Source organism: Afipia sp. DC4300-2b1 (assembly GCF_049895725.1).
Classification (GTDB): Bacteria; Pseudomonadota; Alphaproteobacteria; order Rhizobiales; family Xanthobacteraceae; genus Afipia; species Afipia broomeae.
Genome location: NZ_JAFCSX010000002.1, coordinates 1,070,689 through 1,086,495, shown reverse-complemented (window position 1 = coordinate 1,086,495; position 15,807 = coordinate 1,070,689). Strand labels below are relative to the sequence as shown.

General features: G+C 61.3%; 18 protein-coding genes. 3 read left to right on the top strand and 15 right to left on the bottom strand.

Annotated elements, in window-relative coordinates:
- Nucleotides 1-52: 52 nt before the first annotated feature.
- Nucleotides 53-682, bottom strand: coding sequence for an FMN-dependent NADH-azoreductase (locus tag ACP7AL_RS12195; protein ID WP_425991595.1), 630 nt, complete (start codon nt 680-682; stop codon nt 53-55).
- A gap of 101 nt (nt 683-783) precedes the next feature.
- Between ACP7AL_RS12195 and ACP7AL_RS12190 the strand changes: the two genes are divergently transcribed.
- Complete coding sequence (locus ACP7AL_RS12190) at nt 784-1,182, top strand: winged helix-turn-helix transcriptional regulator (protein WP_425991593.1); 399 nt, start codon at nt 784-786, stop codon at nt 1,180-1,182.
- 6 nt (nt 1,183-1,188) lie between these two features.
- Here ACP7AL_RS12190 and ACP7AL_RS12185 read toward each other — a convergent pair whose 3' ends face one another.
- A complete protein-coding gene (locus ACP7AL_RS12185; protein ID WP_425991591.1) occupies nt 1,189-2,559 on the bottom strand; it encodes an Nramp family divalent metal transporter in 1,371 nt (456 codons plus the stop codon).
- Nucleotides 2,560-2,705: 146 nt separating this feature from the next.
- On the opposite strand from ACP7AL_RS12185, the gene ACP7AL_RS12180 reads away from it, so the two are divergent.
- Complete coding sequence (locus ACP7AL_RS12180) at nt 2,706-3,107, top strand: RidA family protein (RefSeq protein WP_425991589.1); 402 nt, start codon at nt 2,706-2,708, stop codon at nt 3,105-3,107.
- Nucleotides 3,108-3,165: 58 nt separating this feature from the next.
- Here the strand turns inward: ACP7AL_RS12180 and ACP7AL_RS12175 are convergent, their stop codons facing one another.
- The 4 genes from ACP7AL_RS12175 to parC form a co-directional block, all read right to left on the bottom strand.
- Complete coding sequence (locus ACP7AL_RS12175) at nt 3,166-3,693, bottom strand: hypothetical protein (protein WP_425991587.1); 528 nt, start codon at nt 3,691-3,693, stop codon at nt 3,166-3,168.
- A 235-nt stretch (nt 3,694-3,928) separates the two neighbouring features.
- On the bottom strand, nt 3,929-4,423 hold the full coding sequence (gene tsaA / locus ACP7AL_RS12170) for a tRNA (N6-threonylcarbamoyladenosine(37)-N6)-methyltransferase TrmO (protein WP_425991585.1): 495 nt from the start codon (nt 4,421-4,423) through the stop codon (nt 3,929-3,931).
- A 53-nt stretch (nt 4,424-4,476) separates the two neighbouring features.
- Entirely contained in the window at nt 4,477-4,677 is a 201-nt protein-coding gene (locus tag ACP7AL_RS12165) for a hypothetical protein (RefSeq protein ID WP_425991583.1), read from the bottom strand.
- 142 nt (nt 4,678-4,819) lie between these two features.
- On the bottom strand, nt 4,820-7,072 hold the full coding sequence (parC, locus tag ACP7AL_RS12160) for a DNA topoisomerase IV subunit A (RefSeq protein ID WP_425991581.1): 2,253 nt from the start codon (nt 7,070-7,072) through the stop codon (nt 4,820-4,822).
- 193 nt (nt 7,073-7,265) lie between these two features.
- Between parC and ACP7AL_RS12155 the strand changes: the two genes are divergently transcribed.
- Nucleotides 7,266-7,550: a hypothetical protein gene (locus ACP7AL_RS12155; RefSeq protein ID WP_006020877.1), complete on the top strand. Its 285-nt coding sequence runs from the start codon at nt 7,266-7,268 to the stop codon at nt 7,548-7,550.
- 53 nt (nt 7,551-7,603) lie between these two features.
- Here ACP7AL_RS12155 and recO read toward each other — a convergent pair whose 3' ends face one another.
- From recO to rpoZ, 9 genes are all read right to left on the bottom strand, one after another.
- On the bottom strand, nt 7,604-8,353 hold the full coding sequence (gene recO, locus ACP7AL_RS12150) for a DNA repair protein RecO (RefSeq protein WP_425991579.1): 750 nt from the start codon (nt 8,351-8,353) through the stop codon (nt 7,604-7,606).
- 59 nt (nt 8,354-8,412) lie between these two features.
- On the bottom strand, nt 8,413-8,814 hold the full coding sequence (locus ACP7AL_RS12145) for a hypothetical protein (RefSeq protein ID WP_006020879.1): 402 nt from the start codon (nt 8,812-8,814) through the stop codon (nt 8,413-8,415).
- Complete coding sequence (gene era, locus ACP7AL_RS12140) at nt 8,811-9,737, bottom strand: GTPase Era (RefSeq protein ID WP_425991577.1); 927 nt, start codon at nt 9,735-9,737, stop codon at nt 8,811-8,813. Before era ends, ACP7AL_RS12145 begins: the two co-directional genes overlap by 4 nt.
- Nucleotides 9,730-10,536 (bottom strand): ribonuclease III, encoded by an 807-nt coding sequence (rnc, locus tag ACP7AL_RS12135; RefSeq protein WP_024918851.1) that lies wholly within the window; start codon nt 10,534-10,536, stop codon nt 9,730-9,732. Before rnc ends, era begins: the two co-directional genes overlap by 8 nt.
- A complete protein-coding gene (gene lepB / locus ACP7AL_RS12130; protein WP_024918852.1) occupies nt 10,533-11,291 on the bottom strand; it encodes a signal peptidase I in 759 nt (252 codons plus the stop codon). Before lepB ends, rnc begins: the two co-directional genes overlap by 4 nt.
- 206 nt (nt 11,292-11,497) lie before the next feature.
- Complete coding sequence (gene acpS / locus ACP7AL_RS12125) at nt 11,498-11,917, bottom strand: holo-ACP synthase (protein WP_024918853.1); 420 nt, start codon at nt 11,915-11,917, stop codon at nt 11,498-11,500.
- Complete coding sequence (locus ACP7AL_RS12120; RefSeq protein WP_006020884.1) at nt 11,914-12,687, bottom strand: pyridoxine 5'-phosphate synthase; 774 nt, start codon at nt 12,685-12,687, stop codon at nt 11,914-11,916. Before ACP7AL_RS12120 ends, acpS begins: the two co-directional genes overlap by 4 nt.
- Before the next feature lie 21 nt (nt 12,688-12,708).
- Nucleotides 12,709-14,958 carry a RelA/SpoT family protein gene (locus ACP7AL_RS12115; RefSeq protein ID WP_034461129.1) on the bottom strand — a complete coding sequence of 750 codons (2,250 nt, stop codon included), beginning with the start codon at nt 14,956-14,958 and terminating at the stop codon, nt 12,709-12,711.
- A 210-nt stretch (nt 14,959-15,168) separates the two neighbouring features.
- Entirely contained in the window at nt 15,169-15,561 is a 393-nt protein-coding gene (rpoZ, locus tag ACP7AL_RS12110) for a DNA-directed RNA polymerase subunit omega (protein WP_006020886.1), read from the bottom strand.
- Nucleotides 15,562-15,807: the final 246 nt, after the last annotated feature.

Sequence of the window (15,807 nt, the reverse complement as noted above, 5' to 3'; positions counted from 1 at the left end):
TCAGCACCGTCATGTCCCGGCATAATGCCGGGATATAACGGACGATAATCGCTTACGCAGCCCGCTGGCCGGTTGCAGCCTGCAAGGCGCCAGCCGCTGCAAGTGCGCCGACAAGCGCCTTCTCACGCTGCTCGGGACCGATCTGAATCCCGTCGGCTGCGATGATCTCAAGGTTCGTAACGCCGATGAAACCGAACACCCAGCGCAGATAGGTTTCGAGATGTTCGCCCGCCGCAGCCGGCGTGTCCACGCCGTAGAAGCCGCCGCGCGAGATGGCCACGATTACGCGCTTGTTCCCCGCGAGCCCCTCAACGCCCTTCTCCGAGTACTTGAAGGTCTTTCCGGCAACGAGGATGCGATCGATCCATGCCTTGAGCTGGCTCGGAATGGTGAAGTTGTACATCGGCGCACCAATCACAACGATGTCGGCGGCAAGGAATTCATCCAGCGCAGCGGCGCTGGCGGCGAGGTCCTCACGTACAGCCGGCGTTTCTGGCGTCGCGCCATGCGCTGCCGCGAGATGCTCGCCGGTCAGATGCGACAGCGGTGTCGCGCTGATGTCCCGATAGGTCACGTCGAGGTTGGGAGTGGCTTTGCGCAGGCGCTCAACGGCTGCTGCCGAGAGCTGGCGCGAGACGGAATTACCGCCGAGGATGCTGGCATCGATATGGAGGAGTTTCATGGGTTCACCTTTAGCTCTAGTATCAGATTGATACCTGGACACTAATGGTGACCTCTGATAAATCGCGCAAGACGGCACATTTTTTGAACTTGAGAACACCCATGCAACCCGGTCACATCGATGTAACCGCCCCACCCGACCGGCATCTGCCCGGCGATTGCCAGGCCGTGGGGTCGATCCTCGCACGCATTGGCGACAAGTGGAGCGTGCTGGTCATCATGCTGCTCAGCGACGGCCCGCGCCGCTTCAACGAGATCAAGCGCACGGTGGGCGGCATCTCGCAGCGGATGCTGACGCTGACCCTCAGAGGACTGGAACGTGACGGTCTCGTCACCCGGACGGTCTATCCGACTATTCCTCCACGCGTGGATTATGAGCTGACCGAGCTCGGGCACTCGCTCAAGGCGCCGGTGCAGCATCTCGGCTCATGGGCGTTCGATCATCTGCCGCAGATCCAGTCCGCGCGCGAACGTTTCGACGAAAATTCAAAAGACAAGTAAGCGCGATCAGCCCGTCACGAAATCGATCAGCAGCTTCACGTTGAGCGCGATCACGACTGCCGCAATGATCGCTGCGATGAACGAGAGCCAGCGCGGCGCGACGAACGTCCCCATCTTGGCCTTGCTCGCCGTGAACATCACGAGTGGCACGATAGCGAACGGCAATTGCAGGCTCAGCACCACCTGACTGAGAATGAGCAACTGTGCGGTGCCCTTCTCGCCGTACCAGATGGTCACGATCGCCGCCGGCACGATGGCGATCATGCGCGTCACCAGCCTCCGGAGCCACGGCGCGATCTTGATGTTGATGAACCCTTCCATCACGATCTGGCCGGACAGCGTGGCCGTAACGGTCGAGTTCAACCCGCAGCACAACAGCGCGATGCCGAACAGCGTCGGCGCGATCGACGATCCGAGCATCGGCGACAGCAGCGTATGGGCCTGATCGAGTTCGGCGACGTCGGTCTTGCCCGCCTTGTGGAAGGTCGCGGCAGCCAGAATGAGGATCGACGCATTGATCAGCAGCGCAAGACACAGCGCGATGGTGGAGTCGATGGTGGCAAGAGTGATCGCTTCCTTCTTCTCCGGAACAGAGTCGCCATAGCCGCGCGTCTGCACCAGACCGGAATGCAGATAAAGATTATGCGGCATCACCGTCGCGCCGAGAATGCCGAGCGCGAGATAAAGCATGTCGCGGTTGGCCACGATATTTACCGTGGGCGCGAAGCCGCGGATCACCTGGCCCCAGTCAGGATCGGCCATCGCGATCTGCACGGCGAAGCACGCCGCGATCACGCCGAGCAATGCGACCACGAAGGCTTCGATCCAGCGAAAGCCAATCGCCTGCAACGCCAGAATGAGAAACACGTCAAGCGCGGTGATCAGCACGCCGATCTCGAGCGGAATGCCGAACAGCAGGTTGAGGCCGATGGCGGTGCCGATGATCTCCGCAAGGTCGGTCGCACTAATGGCGATTTCCGCCAGCAGCCACAGCGGCCAGGACACCCACTTCGGGTAAGCGTCGCGGCAGGCCTGCGCGAGGTCGCGGCCCGAGCCGACGCCAAGCCTCGCGCATAGCGCCTGAAGCACGATGGCCATGATGTTGGAGATCAGCGCAACAGCAAGCAGCGCATAACCGAATTTGGAACCACCCGCGAGCGAGGTCGCCCAGTTGCCAGGATCCATGTAGCCGACGGCGACCAGATATCCCGGCCCCAGAAAGGCAGCTAGCTTGCGCCAGAACGAGCCGCCCTTCGCCACGCGGATCGACGCGAACATGTTCGAGAGGGACGGTTCTCCGCGCGCCGTACGCCAACCTCCCGGCACAGGCGGGGTGGCAGCCTGGTCAGGCGGCAGTGGCGGGGATCGTGCATCCATAGCGCCAATATGCACGGCGCTGGAGCTAGTTGCAAGTGATTTGCAACAGCGATTAGCTAACGCCGACCGGGTACAAAGCAAGATTGCCATTCAGGGGTCAACGGCGTCCTTGTAGTCTTGGGCGGGAAAACGGAGGTAACCACCGAATGGGAAAGCTAGAACATCCACACCCGACAGGACTCTTCCAGAATCCGGCCTATTCCCATGTCGTCGCGGCGTCGGGAACGCGCACGATTTACATCTCCGGGCAAGTCGCGCTGGACGAGAAGGGTGCGATTGTCGGCGCCGGCGATCTTTCGGCGCAGACAACGCAGGTGATGAAGAACATCGGCCTGGCCTTGGCCGCGGCCAATGCGACGTTCTCGGATGTGGCGAAAATCACGACCTATGTCGTCAACTACCGGCCCGAACACCGCGCAATCATCGCAAAGGCGCGAACGCCGTTTTTCGCGAACATGCCGCCGCCAGCCAGCACACTCGTCGGCGTGAGCGCTCTTGCGGCTCCGGAATGGTTGATTGAGATCGAAGCGATCGCGGTCACCGGCTAGGACACCAAAACGTCCACAGCGCGCCGTCGAGAGGGTCCCGTACGCGCGCCGCTAACCGTTACCGTCTGCCGCGCTCAAGACGATCAGCCGCTGCCGCGGCTTCATCCGCGGAAGCTCTGATGGCGCCCATGTTGCCAATGGCCGCGGCAGTCAGAGCAGGACGAACACGCCCCATGTCAAACGGACGGCGCTCGAGCGCCGAGGCTATCCGCTCGTTTATCGCAACGAGGTACAGATTTTTGAGCGCAGGGTTGTCAGTCGGTGTCTTCTCTGTCTTGCCGGCAGGAGCGCTCGTCTCCTTCACCTCCCCGCTCACACGGGTCGACGCCTGACTCTCCTGCTTCAAGGATGCAACATACCGGACGACTTCCTTTCCATCCTTGCGGGCGATCAAGATCACCTCCGAATTGGCAGCACCGTTGATGTACCAATCCGGCGTCATGTTGCCGAAGAGATAGGGCGGAAATTTAGTTGCGACGAGAACACGACGCGCTTCTTCAAACGGGACTTGATACACGGTGCCGCCGCCCGTGCACGCGGTTAACAGGGTGACAATCGCAATGGCAATGAAGTGTCGGTACTTCATGGTCAAAATCCCTTGATGAGTATCGATGGCGCACCTTCTCACAGGCCGCACTTTGCCCGCGCTGCCCGTAACGAAAAGCCTCGAAGAATTAAGACCGGGTATAGGTGCGGCTCGAGCGCGCGCTCATCGCGGCGCTATAGTGAAGAGACTCACAAACTATCGTTATAAATTTATCGATGTTTCCCGAGCGCCTTGATGGCTTTTGCCGTTCGGACGCTTTCCACCGCGTCCGCAGTCAACAGCCGACCTCGAAATCGCCCGGCTGCGGCGGAGCGATCGGCGTAAACTGGCAGCGGTCCGGCTTGAGGTCGACAAGCGGCGTGCCGTCGAGACAATCGAGCCCGCGCACCAGAACGGCGTTGCCTTCGATGCCGACAAGTTTCGTCACTGACGTCCCAAGCGGATTGGGACGCACCGGCGATCGCAAGGAAAATGTGCCGTGCGTATTGGTGTCACTCGCCGGACTTTGCAGAACGAGGTCACGGCGCGACTGATGCAGCCAGTAGATAACTTCGACCTGTGTAAACCTGTCGAGCCCCTTCAGCGCCGGCACCCATGGATCGAAAATCTCGATCTTGCAGATCGGACCGTCGTGCTTGCCCTGACGCGGCGTCATCAGCCGGTCGGTCCATGGCGTTCGGATTCGGCCGATGAACACAAGCCCCGCGTCAGTCGGCGGCGGAGGCTCGACGGCGACCTCGCCATCGCGAATTTCGTTGTAACGGACCATTTGCATCTGCCTCGCACAGGAATGCGAGGACTCTATCGCCGCCGCAGAAGCGATCAAGCGGACCAGCGATCTTCTTCTTTCCGATTGTCATCTTCGTTGAGCCGGTCGGCAATCTCTTCCGCGATTGCCGGTGTCTTTGCCTTGGCTAACGGCGTGCCATCGGCGGCAACGAGCTTTTCCCCGTCAGCGCTCACTGGAAAATCATCGGGCTTCAGCGTTTCTTTCGGTATGATCGCGGTCGTTTCTTTCGGCATGATCGAACTCCAGATAAAAAACGCCATTCGGGTTACACCGGGCGGCTTTTTTAGCAACTGCCCGATAACCCCAGTTCCGTCACTGGCTTACAAACCCTCCCGATCAGAAAAGGTTGCAGATGTCGGCAAAGTAATGTGATGATTACTCGATCACCTTGCCGAACTTGTTCGACTTCGGGAAACCGTGCGCTAGGCGACCGGCGTCCGCGCGGTTGCCGCGCCAATCGGCGAGCTCTTTCCAGGTCGAACTCTGGTCGCGCCCCGCCGAGTCCTTCCAGGTCATTCCGTCCTTGGCGGTGAAGGTCATGACGTCGGACAGCTTGCCGCCGCTGTACTTCTGCAACCGCACGCCGCGCCCGCGCGCCATTTCGGGCACCTGCTCGAGCGGGAAAATCACCATCTTGTGGTTGGTGCCGATCACCGCAACGGTATCGCCGCTCACTGTCGCAAGCGCCACCGCCTCGTTCGGCGCCGTCACATTGAGAACCTGCTTGCCCTTGCGGGTATTGGCCACGCAATCGTCTTCGTTGACGACAAAGCCCTGCCCGTCGCCGCTGGCCACGAGGAATTTCCGGCCGCCCTTCTGCACAAACATGGAAACGATATTGGCATCGCCCTCCATATCGATGGTCATGCGGATCGGATCGCCGTGACCACGCCCACCCGGCAGCTTCTGCGCATCGAGCGTGTAGAAACGCCCGTTGCTGGCAAACAGCGTCAGCTTCGAGGTGCTCTCGGCAAAGAATGCAAAGCCGAGACGGTCGTCGGTCTTGAAGGCGAGATTTGAAAGATCCTCGACGTGACCTTTCAGCGTGCGCACCCAGCCCTTCTCGGAAACAACCACCGTGATCGGCTCGCGCTCGATCAGCGCCTCCTCGATGGCGGCGAGATCATGCTCCGGCGCGTCGGCGAATTGCGTGCGCCGCTTGCCGAGCGGGGTTTTGGGGCCGAAGGTGTCGCGCACCTTCTTGACGCCCTCGGCGACCTTCTTCCACTGCTCTTCTTCGGACGCCAGAACGCCCTTGATGCCCTTCAACTCGTTGCGAAGATCCTTGTCCTCGCCGCGAATTTCCATTTCCTCCAGCTTGCGCAAGTTGCGCAGGCGCATGTTGAGAATGGAGTCGGCCTGAAGATCGGTGAGCTTGAAGGTCTTGATCAGCACCGGCTTTGGCTCATCCTCGGTGCGGATGATCTTGATCACCTTGTCGAGGTTCAGGTAGGCGATCAGGTAACCGCCCAGCACCTCGAGGCGATGCTCGATCTGGTTCTTGCGATAATTGGAGCGCCGGATCAGCACATCGCGCAGATGGTCGAGCCATTCGCGCAGGCATTCGCCGAGGCCGAGCACCTTGGGAACGCGGCCCTTCACCAGCACGTTGAGGTTCAGCGGAATCTTGCTTTCAAGCTCGGTCTGCTTGAACAGCGTTTCCATCAGCACTTCAGGATCGACGTTACGCGACTTCGGCTCGATGACGATGCGCACGTCTTCGGCCGACTCGTCGCGAATGTCGCCGACCAGCAGCAGCTTCTTTTCGTTCAGCAGTTCGGCGATACGTTCGATCAGCCGCGACTTCTGCACCAGCCACGGAATTTCGGTAACGACGATGTTCCAGGTGCCGCGCGCGCCCTCTTCCTGGGCCCACTTCGCGCGCACGCGGAACGAACCGCGCCCGGTCGTATAGGCTTCGGCGATGCTTTCGTGGGAATCGACCACGATGCCGCCGGTCGGGAAATCCGGGCCCTTCACATATTTCAGAAGGCCGCGCGATTTGGTGTTCGGCTTGTCAATCAGATGCAGCGCAGCGTCACAGAGTTCCGCTGCGTTGTGCGGCGGGATCGAAGTCGCCATGCCGACCGCGATGCCCTGAGCGCCGTTGGCGAGCAGGTTCGGGAATGCACCCGGCAGCACGAACGGCTCTTTCGACTGACCGTCGTAGTTGGGGCGGAATTCGACCGCGTCCTCATCAATGCCCTCGAGCAGCAGCCGCGCGACTTCCGTCATGCGCGCTTCGGTGTAGCGATAGGCGGCCGGATTATCGCCGTCGATGTTGCCGAAGTTGCCCTGCCCGTCGACAAGCGGATAACGCGACGAGAAATCCTGCGCGAGGCGCACCAGCGCGTCGTAGATCGACTGGTCGCCGTGCGGATGGAACGAGCCCATCACGTCGCCGACGATCTTGGCGGATTTCTTGAACGGCGTGCCGGGGTCGAGCCGCAGCAGCCGCATGCCGTACAGAATGCGGCGATGAACCGGCTTCAGGCCGTCGCGTGCGTCCGGCAGCGCACGATGCATAATGGTCGAGAGCGCATAGGCGAGATAGCGCTCTTCGAGCGCCTCGCGGAGTGCGACCTCCTGAACATCCATTGGCTCCGGTGGAATCAGTCTTTTGCCCATGGCAAGGGGTTAACGTCCCCGGGCAAATTGAACAACAAATGAATTAGGCGGACATCACCTGTTCGTAATTGTTCCGCCATAATTTGCCCTGCTACATCATGCGGATAGGTCTGGGTATGGGTCGGCCCGGGCCATCCTGATCAGCCGGTCAGCCGAACAGGCGAGCCGGTAACAGACCCCGGAGGGAACTGGAATGCGTCGTTTTGTTTTGGCGGCTGTGGCCGCGTTGGCGCTCATCGGCGCCGGTTTGTTTGCCGGAAGCCGGGCCGAGGCCATGCCGCTTGCCGGCGGTCTGGCCGGGGTTGCTACCGGGCAGGCTGAAACCGTCGCGGTGGTCTGCAACCCGGTGTGGAACGGCTATGCCTGGGTACGCACCTGTTATCGGACCGCCCCGCGCTATTACGCGCCGCGCCCCTATTACGGTTATGGCTACGGCGGATATTATCGCCCGCGTGCGCGTTACTATCGCTATTATTGATTTTCGGTTTGTCGATAAGCGCAAACGGGCCGGAGCAATCCGGCCCGTTTTGTTTATTCGGCAACAGCCCTCACGCGCGGCCGGATCACCGCCGCAATGAAGCCGTCCCGCGCGTCCGAATGGCCCTGCCCCCGCGGCTCCAGCACATTGCGCAGCAGGAACAACCCGGTCAGCCGGAAGCCGTCCTCGATGTCCTGACCGGACCAGCCGTTGGTCCCGTCATCGCTCTCGCGCAGGAACGGCGGCAACCGCAACAGCCTGTCGCGCCACGGCTCGCCCGCCTGCCGCGAGACCGCCGCGCCCGACTTCGGCGAGACATAAATCAGATCGTTCACCGCGCCGCTCGCGGCGCAGGACGACAGGTCAAGGCCGAAGCCAAGCTCGGTCAGCATCGCCAGCTCGAACTTCACCAGTTGCACGCCCGCCATGCCCGCATCGTCGAAATCATTGAGGATGGCTTCCAGCATCTCGTAGATATCTTCGTGCGGGTCCCGCTCGGGCAGCAGCCGCACCAGCGACGCCATATGCGTCACCCCGTAGACCGCATGCGGCGATCCGAACATCGTGGCCGCGCGCAACCGCGTGCCCTCGACGGCGTAGTATCCGAGATGCTCGTCGAGCCGCGCACGCCAGACCGCACTCACTGTATTTCCCGGCTGAAGCAGTGGGCGCATCCGTGAACCTGCGCCGCCGCGTACAAGTCCCAGATGACGGCCATGGCTGCGCGTCAGCAGTTCGACGATGGCGCTGGATTCGCCATGCCGACGCACACCCAGAACGATGCCTTCGTCAGTCCATTCCATGACCGAAGCTTACAGGATTCTGGGCTCATCCGCAGCAGCATGGCTGCGGAAAGCGCCGCCTATTCCGGCTGCCGGAACCAGTCCTTGGCATCGCCGGTGAATGAGAACGACAGACCGAGCGCCGTCAGCGCTGTCGAAACGATGTCAACGAACGTGCTGAATTGCAGTCCGGTTTCGCCCATCGTCGTGACGATCGACGCCACAGACAGCATCAGCGCCACGACCAGGATCATCCGCGCCCAGCTTTTGCGCCGGTGCGCTGTGAGCCAGACGAGCTGGACAAATCCGAGCGTCATCATGACTGCGATGAAATTGACCGCCAGTTTCGTAGACTCGGTGACGTCATCCGGCATGCGATCGAGAAAGGCAGCCGAGAGCACGTCGATCAGCAGCGACAGATACAGCAGCACCTCGAAATAGAAGATGTTGGTCGGCACCTTGACGTCGGGTCCGGTCATCATTCCTTGGGAAACTCCAGCCCCATCTCGCGATAGCGCTCCGGGTCATCGCCCCAGCCGTCGCGCACCTTCACGAACAGAAACAGATGTACCGGCTGGCCAACGATCTCCGCGATCTCCTTGCGGGAATCTGCGCCGATTGCCTTGATCGTCGCGCCGCCCTTGCCGAGCACGATCTTGCGCTGGCTATCGCGCTCAACAAAAATCGTCTGCTCGATCCGCACCGATCCGTCCTTACGATCCTGCCAGGAATCCGTCTCCACAGTCGATTGATACGGCAGTTCCTGATGCAGATGACGGTAGATCTTTTCGCGCGTGATTTCCGCCGCCAGCTGCCGCATCGGCGCGTCCGACATCTGGTCTTCGGGATAGTGGAACGGGCCCGGGGGCACGTCTCTGGCCAGAGCGCGGCGCAGATCGTCAACGCCGTCGCCTGATAGCGCCGAAACCATGAAGGTCTGCGTGAATTTCAATCGCTCATTGGCCTTCTGGGCCAGCGCCAGCAGCTTTTCACGCGGCACCAGATCGATCTTGTTCAGCACCAGAACTTTCGGATGATTGACGGATTCGAGCTTGCTCAGGATCGCGTCAGCTTCGTCATCAATGCCGGCACGCGCATCGATCAGCGCGCAAACCAGGTCGGCGTCATGCGCGCCGCTCCATGCGGTGGACACCATCGCGCGATCGAGGCGGCGCTTGGGCGCGAAGATGCCCGGCGTATCGACAAGAATGATCTGCGCATTGTCTTCGATCACAATACCGCGGATCAGCGCGCGCGTGGTCTGCACCTTCTTCGAGACAATCGTGACCTTCGATCCGACCAGCGCATTGACCAGCGTCGACTTGCCGACGTTCGGCGCGCCGATCAGCGCGACAAAGCCGCAGCGCGTCTCGGGGGTTGAATTCTCTTGCAGTTCGTCAGGCATCATTGCCGCCCGTCACGCCTTCCCGTTTCAGCAGCGCTGTCGCCGCAAGCTTCTCCGCGGCACGCTTGCTGCCGCCAATACCTTCCGCCGGGGTCAGTCCCGGCAATTCCACAGCGACGCGAAACTGCGGATCGTGGTGCGGGCCGGTCCGTTCGACCTCACGATAGACCGGCGTCGGCAATCCCTTGCCCTGCGCCCATTCCTGCAAAATCGTTTTCGGATCACGCAGTGGGCGAACGGGCTTGCGCATCCGCTCGGTCCAGTTGCGCTCGACGAATTGCGCCGCCGCCGCATAGCCACCGTCGAGGAACACGGCGCCGATCACAGCTTCGCAGATATCCCCCAGCACCGAATTCCGCAACCGTGCCCCGGCGCCAGCGCCCACCGATCCGAGCTTGATGGCTTCATCCAGCCCAAGCGACTTGGCGACATCGGCGCAGGCTTCGCGGCGCACCAGATCGGCGAGACGCTTCGACAATTCGCCTTCGTCCGCCTTCGGGAACGCCCGATAGAGCATGTCCGAAACAATCAGGCCCAAAACGTGATCGCCGAGAAACTCCAGCCGCTGATAGCTGTCGCCGCGGCGAGCGGACTTTAGTGCCGAGACATGGGTGAAAGCAGTCGCCAGCAGCGCGGGATCGGCGAACGTGTGCCCGATCCGCTCTTCGATAATCTTGGCGGCGGCCTTTGCGCTCGGCCTGCGCGCTTTTTTCTTCGCAGACTTGATCTCCACGGCGCCAGCGCTCGCGGCGTCGTCTGTGTTCGGGGGAGTTTTGGCGACTGCGGGGTCGCCGCTCATCGCACAATAGAGAAAATGCGATTCCAGCGCACCGAAACCGGCCAGCGCCAGAACTGCCAGGCCTGTTCGCCCTCGGCAATGGAGAAGAAGATCATCTGCGCCCGGCCGATCAGGTTTTCCGCCGGCACATAACCCACCGCTGACAGGACACGGCTGTCGGTGGAGTTGTCACGGTTGTCGCCCATCATGAAGAAGTGGCCGGGCGGCACCGTGTAGACGTTGGTGTTGTCGTAGAAACCGTTATCAACGCAATCGAGCGACTTGTAGCTAACGCCGTTCGGCAGCGTTTCCTTCCACTGCTTGACGCGCGCCGTGGCATCCGAGCCGCACGGATCTTCGCCAACAAAGTCCGGAAGCCGTTCACGCTCCACCGGCTTGTCGTTGATGTAGAGAAGCCCTTCCTTCATCTGGATGCGGTCGCCCGGCAATCCGATCACGCGCTTGATGTAGTCGGTAGTGTCGTCCTTCGGCAGACGGAACACGACGATGTCGCCGCGGGCGGGATCGGAGCCGAAAATGCGGCCGGAGAAGAGCCGTGGGGACAGCGGGATCGAATAGTGGCTGTAGCCGTATGAGTACTTCGAGACGAACAGGTAGTCGCCGACCAGCAGCGTCGCCTTCATCGATCCCGATGGAATATTGAAAGGCTGAAACAGGAAGGTCCGGATCACCAGCGCAATAATGAGCGCGTGAATGACGACGCGGACGGTCTCGCCGACGCCGCCTTCGGATTTGGCCGGTGTTGTCACGCTCATCTGCTCTTTCGAATCCTGGTTTTTCATGCCTCGGAACTGGACCTTTGTGCCCATCAGAGGCGAAGACGCCGCCCAAATCACCCGCGCGGGTTTTAGACCGTTGTCGCAAGAGGTGCAATCAACGGGCTCATGAAAACTTGCTAATCATCTGACAGTTCAATGAATTTTAGATTTTTGAGCAATTCGGAACCGTGCCCCCAGGAGGCTCAGACCTTGGCGGCCGGGACGGCCGAAATGATGACAAACGCCTGCGCCAGCGGCCAGTCATCGGTAATTGTGAGGTCAATCCGCGCCTCATGCCCCGGGGGAAGCAGGGATTCGAGCCGCGCCAACGCTCCGCCGGTCAGTTTCATGGTCGGACGGCCGCCCGGCAGGTTGACCACCCCCATGTCACGCCACCACACCCCGCGCCGGATGCCGGTGCCCAGCGCTTTCGAGCAGGCCTCCTTGGCAGCGAACCGCTTGGCGTAGGTCGCCCAGATCAGTTTGGGCATCTTGGAGCGCCGCTCCGCCTTGGCCCGCTCAGCCTCTGTGAAAATCCGGTCGATAAACCGGTCGCCGTGACGCCCGATCACCTTCTCGATCCGCGTGATGTCGATGATGTCCGACCCGATGCCGATGATCATGATCTCACATGACCCCGGAGCGACTTTCTCCCGCGGTCCATCGCCGCGCGCATATCGCGAACGGTTTGCGGCAGGCCGACGAACATCGCCTCCCCCATCATGAAATGCCCGATATTGAGTTCGACGATCTCCGGCAGCGCGGAAATGGTTTCCGCCGTCACGTAATCGAGGCCATGCCCGGCATGAACTTCAAGCCCCGCAGACTGAGCGAGCCTGGCGCCGGTGACGATGCGCTGCCATTCGGCTTCGGCTTTTTGTTTCTGCCCCTCGACCACAGCGTCGCACCAAGCGCCGACGTGAATCTCGATCACAGGCGACTTCAGTTTGGCGGCCATTTCGATCTGGGCCGGATCGGCAGCAATGAACAGGGACACGCGAATACCGGCGTCGGTCAGCCGCGCGATGAAAGGACCAAGCGCATCGCGCTGCCCCACCACATCCAGCCCGCCCTCAGTCGTCACTTCCGTGCGCCGTTCAGGCACGAGGCACGCCGCATGCGGCTTTGTCGCGAGCGCGATTTGCAGCATCTCGGCCGTTGCGGCCATTTCAAAGTTCAGCGGCTTGGAGATTTCGGCCTTCAGCCGCGCCATGTCGTCATCGCGGATATGGCGGCGATCCTCGCGCAGATGCGCGGTGATGCCGTCCGCGCCCGCTTCGATCGCGAGTAGCGCAGCGCGTACCGGATCCGGCGTGCGTCCGCCGCGCGCGTTGCGCAGGGTCGCGACGTGATCGACATTGACCCCGAGACGAAGCGGCGGAATTGCGGGCATGGAAAACCTGAAGTGATGCGGTTAGCCGTTGATGCGGTCGACGCTGGCGACGACCGCCTTGGCGCGAAGCTGAGCGATAATACCGTTCAAATGTTTCAGGTCATAGACCTCAAGATCGATGGTGAGCTCTGTGAAATCAGGAGAGCGGCGGCTCATGCTGATGTTGTCGATGTTGCCGTCATGTTCCGCGATCACCGACGCGACCTGCGCAAGACTGCCCGGCTCGTTGACGTTCTGCACGTGCAGCCGCGCCGGAAAGCGCCGCGGCGTTGCTTCGTCGGTGTCCCACCGGACGTCGAGCCATCGTTCCGGCTCCTCCTCGAAATCCTTCAGTGCGGGCGACTGGATCGGATAGATCGTAATGCCCTCACCCGGCGTCACGATGCCGACGATCCGGTCGCCCGGCACGGCGCCGCCGTTCGGCGCGAACTTCACCGGCAGATCGCTATTGATGCCGCGGATCGGAATTGCATTCGACGCCTTTGCGTCGCCTGACGGTTTGGGCTTGGCGCCCGCGGTTTTCTTGCCGCTGAGGCGCGCCTCTTCCTTGTAGTCAGGATACATCGCGCGCGCGACGTCCGACGCCTTCATCTCACCGCGTCCCACCGCCGCCATCACGTCGTCGATGGATGACCGCGCAAGGCGCGGAAGCGCGCCCTTCAGCTTGTCGTCGGCGTAGACGATCTTGGCTCGCATAAACAGGCGCTCGACAATACGCCGGCCGAGACCCGCGTACTGATCGCGCACGGCGGTGCGGGTGGCGCGGCGGATCGCGGCCTTGGCTTTGCCGGTGACCGCAAGTGATTCCCATGCCGTCGGCGGCGCCGACTGCGCCTGCGACGTGAGGACTTCCACTTCGTCGCCGTTCTGCAATTCCGAAGACAGCGGCGCGAACTTGCCGTTGATCTTGCAGCCGACGGCGCTGTTGCCGACATCTGTGTGCACGGCGTAGGCGAAGTCGATCACATTGGCATGACGCGGCAGCGCGATCAGCTTTCCCTTCGGCGTGAAGCAGAACACCTGATCGTGGAATAGCTCCATCTTGGTGTGTTCGAGGAATTCTTCCGGGTTGGCGCTTTCCGACAGAACCTCGACGGTGTGACGCAGCCACGCGAACGCGTTCGACTCCAGCTTGAGCCGCTCGGTGGGGGAGCCGACGCCATCCTTGTAGATGGCGTGAGCCGCGATGCCGTACTCGTTGACCCGGTTCATCTCCTCGGTGCGGATTTGCAGCTCGACGCGCTGTTTGCCGGGACCGATCACCGTGGTGTGGATCGAACGATAATCGTTCTGCTTGGGCGTCGAGATGTAATCCTTGAACCGTCCGGGCACCACCGGCCACGTCGTATGCACGATGCCGACGGTGCGATAGACTTCCGCGATGCTGTTCACGATGATGCGGAATCCGAAGATGTCGGACAACTGTTCGAAGCCGACGGATTTGCGCTCCATCTTCATCCAGATCGAGAACGGCTGCTTGCGCCGCCCCTTCACGTGCGCATTCACGCCGTTCTTGGCGAGCTTGGCGGAAAGCTGGGCTTCAATTTCGCCGATCAGATTGCGGTCGCGCTCCTCAAGCGCATCCAGGCGCTGCACCACGACGGCGTGCGCCTCGGGATCGATCACCTTGAACGCGAGGTCTTCCAGCTCCTCGCGCATTTCCTGCATACCCATGCGGCCGGCGAGCGGCGCATAGATGTCGAGGGTCTCTTCCGCAATCCTGTGCCGCGACGCCGGCGGCACGAATTCCAGCGTGCGCATGTTGTGCAAGCGGTCAGCGAGCTTGATGAGCAACACGCGCACATCGTCGGCGATCGCCAGCAGCAGCTTGCGCAGGTTCTCGGCCTGCTTCGCTTCGCGCGACACCAGTTCGAGCCGCTTCAGCTTGGTCAGCCCATCCACCAGCGCACCGATTTCGGAGCCGAACATCTGGTCGATCTCGGCGCGGGTCGATTCGGTATCTTCGATGGTGTCGTGAAGCAGCGCCGCGACAATTGTGGCGTCGTCCAGCTTCAGGTTGGTGAGGATCGCGGCGACCTCAAGAGGATGCGAAAAGTAAGGGTCGCCAGAGGCGCGCTTCTGCTCGCCATGAGCCATCATGGCGTAGACATAGGCCCGGTTGAGCAGGTCTTCGTCGGTGTTCGGATTATAGGCGCGGACCCGGTCCACCAGGTCGTACTGGCGCATCATTTTGGTCCGGACGGGCTTTTTGGCCGGCAGCGGCGGGGGCTCAGCCGGGGCCGTCGCCGCCGCTTCGGTCGCCGCTTGCATTTGGGGCTGATTTCGCCGCCAGATCGCCATTCCGCTTGCCTGCCTTATTGGCGGCCCTCGAAAAGGAACCGCCATTCACAATATCGCCCGCTCGCCGATAATCGCAAGGAAGACACTAAAAATATCAATAAATGCAAAGGCCCGGACAATCTGCCCGGGCCTTTGGGAAAAACAGTGAAGAACGCTGGAAAGCCGGTCCGATGGAGGACCTTATTCGTCTTCCTCGGGCTGCTCCTCAGGCGGAGCAAGGCCTTCCAGACCCTTCAAAAGCTCTTCTTCCGTCATGCGCTCGACGGCCACTTCGGTGTCGTCGGCGTCAACGGAGGCGCCGGCGGAGCCGATCAGCGGCACAGTATCGGGTTCCGGCTCGTCCACTTCGACGAATTTCTGCAGGGAATGGACCAGTTCTTCCCGCAAATCCTCGGGAGAAATGGTCGTATCAGCGATTTCACGTAGCGAAACCACTGGATTCTTGTCATTATCCCGGTCGATGGTCAGGGGCGACCCTGAGGAAATCATCCGCGCACGGTGTGCGGCCAGCAATACGAGGTCGAACCGGTTGTCGACCTTATCGATACAATCTTCAACAGTGACGCGCGCCATCGGCTGCCGCTCCGGGTCTGGATCTGAGAATATGTCGCTATGCGCGCTAGGTATAGCGACCAGCGCCTTTTCGCAAGCATGTTTTTCGGATTGGTCCGTAAATCGCCGTTGCCGGAAGGGCCCCGCCAGAGCATAGCTGAGGGTCAAATAGTCCCATGGACAAGAAATCGCTTCATTGCTTCATCACGGTGTACGGCGATCTGCGCCGCTGCCTCAGCCGCGCGGAATATTTGCGTCCTTTATCCT

Excerpts from the sequence above, each read along its gene's own strand:
- ACP7AL_RS12190 (WP_425991593.1), top strand. The coding sequence starts at position 784 with ATGCAACCCGGTCACATCGATGTAACCGCCCCACCCGACCGGCATCTG.
- era (WP_425991577.1), bottom strand. The coding sequence starts at position 9,737 with ATGCCTGACGAACTGCAAGAGAATTCAACCCCCGAGACGCGCTGCGGC.
- ACP7AL_RS12175 (WP_425991587.1), bottom strand. The coding sequence starts at position 3,693 with ATGAAGTACCGACACTTCATTGCCATTGCGATTGTCACCCTGTTAACC.
- acpS (WP_024918853.1), bottom strand. The coding sequence starts at position 11,917 with ATGATCATCGGCATCGGGTCGGACATCATCGACATCACGCGGATCGAG.
- ACP7AL_RS12155 (WP_006020877.1), top strand. The coding sequence starts at position 7,266 with ATGCGTCGTTTTGTTTTGGCGGCTGTGGCCGCGTTGGCGCTCATCGGC.
- ACP7AL_RS12145 (WP_006020879.1), bottom strand. The coding sequence starts at position 8,814 with ATGATGACCGGACCCGACGTCAAGGTGCCGACCAACATCTTCTATTTC.
- ACP7AL_RS12120 (WP_006020884.1), bottom strand. The coding sequence starts at position 12,687 with ATGCCCGCAATTCCGCCGCTTCGTCTCGGGGTCAATGTCGATCACGTC.
- tsaA (WP_425991585.1), bottom strand. The coding sequence starts at position 4,423 with ATGGTCCGTTACAACGAAATTCGCGATGGCGAGGTCGCCGTCGAGCCT.
- parC (WP_425991581.1), bottom strand. The coding sequence starts at position 7,072 with ATGGGCAAAAGACTGATTCCACCGGAGCCAATGGATGTTCAGGAGGTC.
- ACP7AL_RS12115 (WP_034461129.1), bottom strand. The coding sequence starts at position 14,958 with ATGCAAGCGGCGACCGAAGCGGCGGCGACGGCCCCGGCTGAGCCCCCG.
- lepB (WP_024918852.1), bottom strand. The coding sequence starts at position 11,291 with ATGAGCGTGACAACACCGGCCAAATCCGAAGGCGGCGTCGGCGAGACC.
- ACP7AL_RS12195 (WP_425991595.1), bottom strand. The coding sequence starts at position 682 with ATGAAACTCCTCCATATCGATGCCAGCATCCTCGGCGGTAATTCCGTC.
- ACP7AL_RS12185 (WP_425991591.1), bottom strand. The coding sequence starts at position 2,559 with ATGGATGCACGATCCCCGCCACTGCCGCCTGACCAGGCTGCCACCCCG.
- rnc (WP_024918851.1), bottom strand. The coding sequence starts at position 10,536 with ATGAGCGGCGACCCCGCAGTCGCCAAAACTCCCCCGAACACAGACGAC.
- ACP7AL_RS12165 (WP_425991583.1), bottom strand. The coding sequence starts at position 4,677 with ATGCCGAAAGAAACGACCGCGATCATACCGAAAGAAACGCTGAAGCCC.
- ACP7AL_RS12180 (WP_425991589.1), top strand. The coding sequence starts at position 2,706 with ATGGGAAAGCTAGAACATCCACACCCGACAGGACTCTTCCAGAATCCG.
- rpoZ (WP_006020886.1), bottom strand. The coding sequence starts at position 15,561 with ATGGCGCGCGTCACTGTTGAAGATTGTATCGATAAGGTCGACAACCGG.
- recO (WP_425991579.1), bottom strand. The coding sequence starts at position 8,353 with ATGGAATGGACTGACGAAGGCATCGTTCTGGGTGTGCGTCGGCATGGC.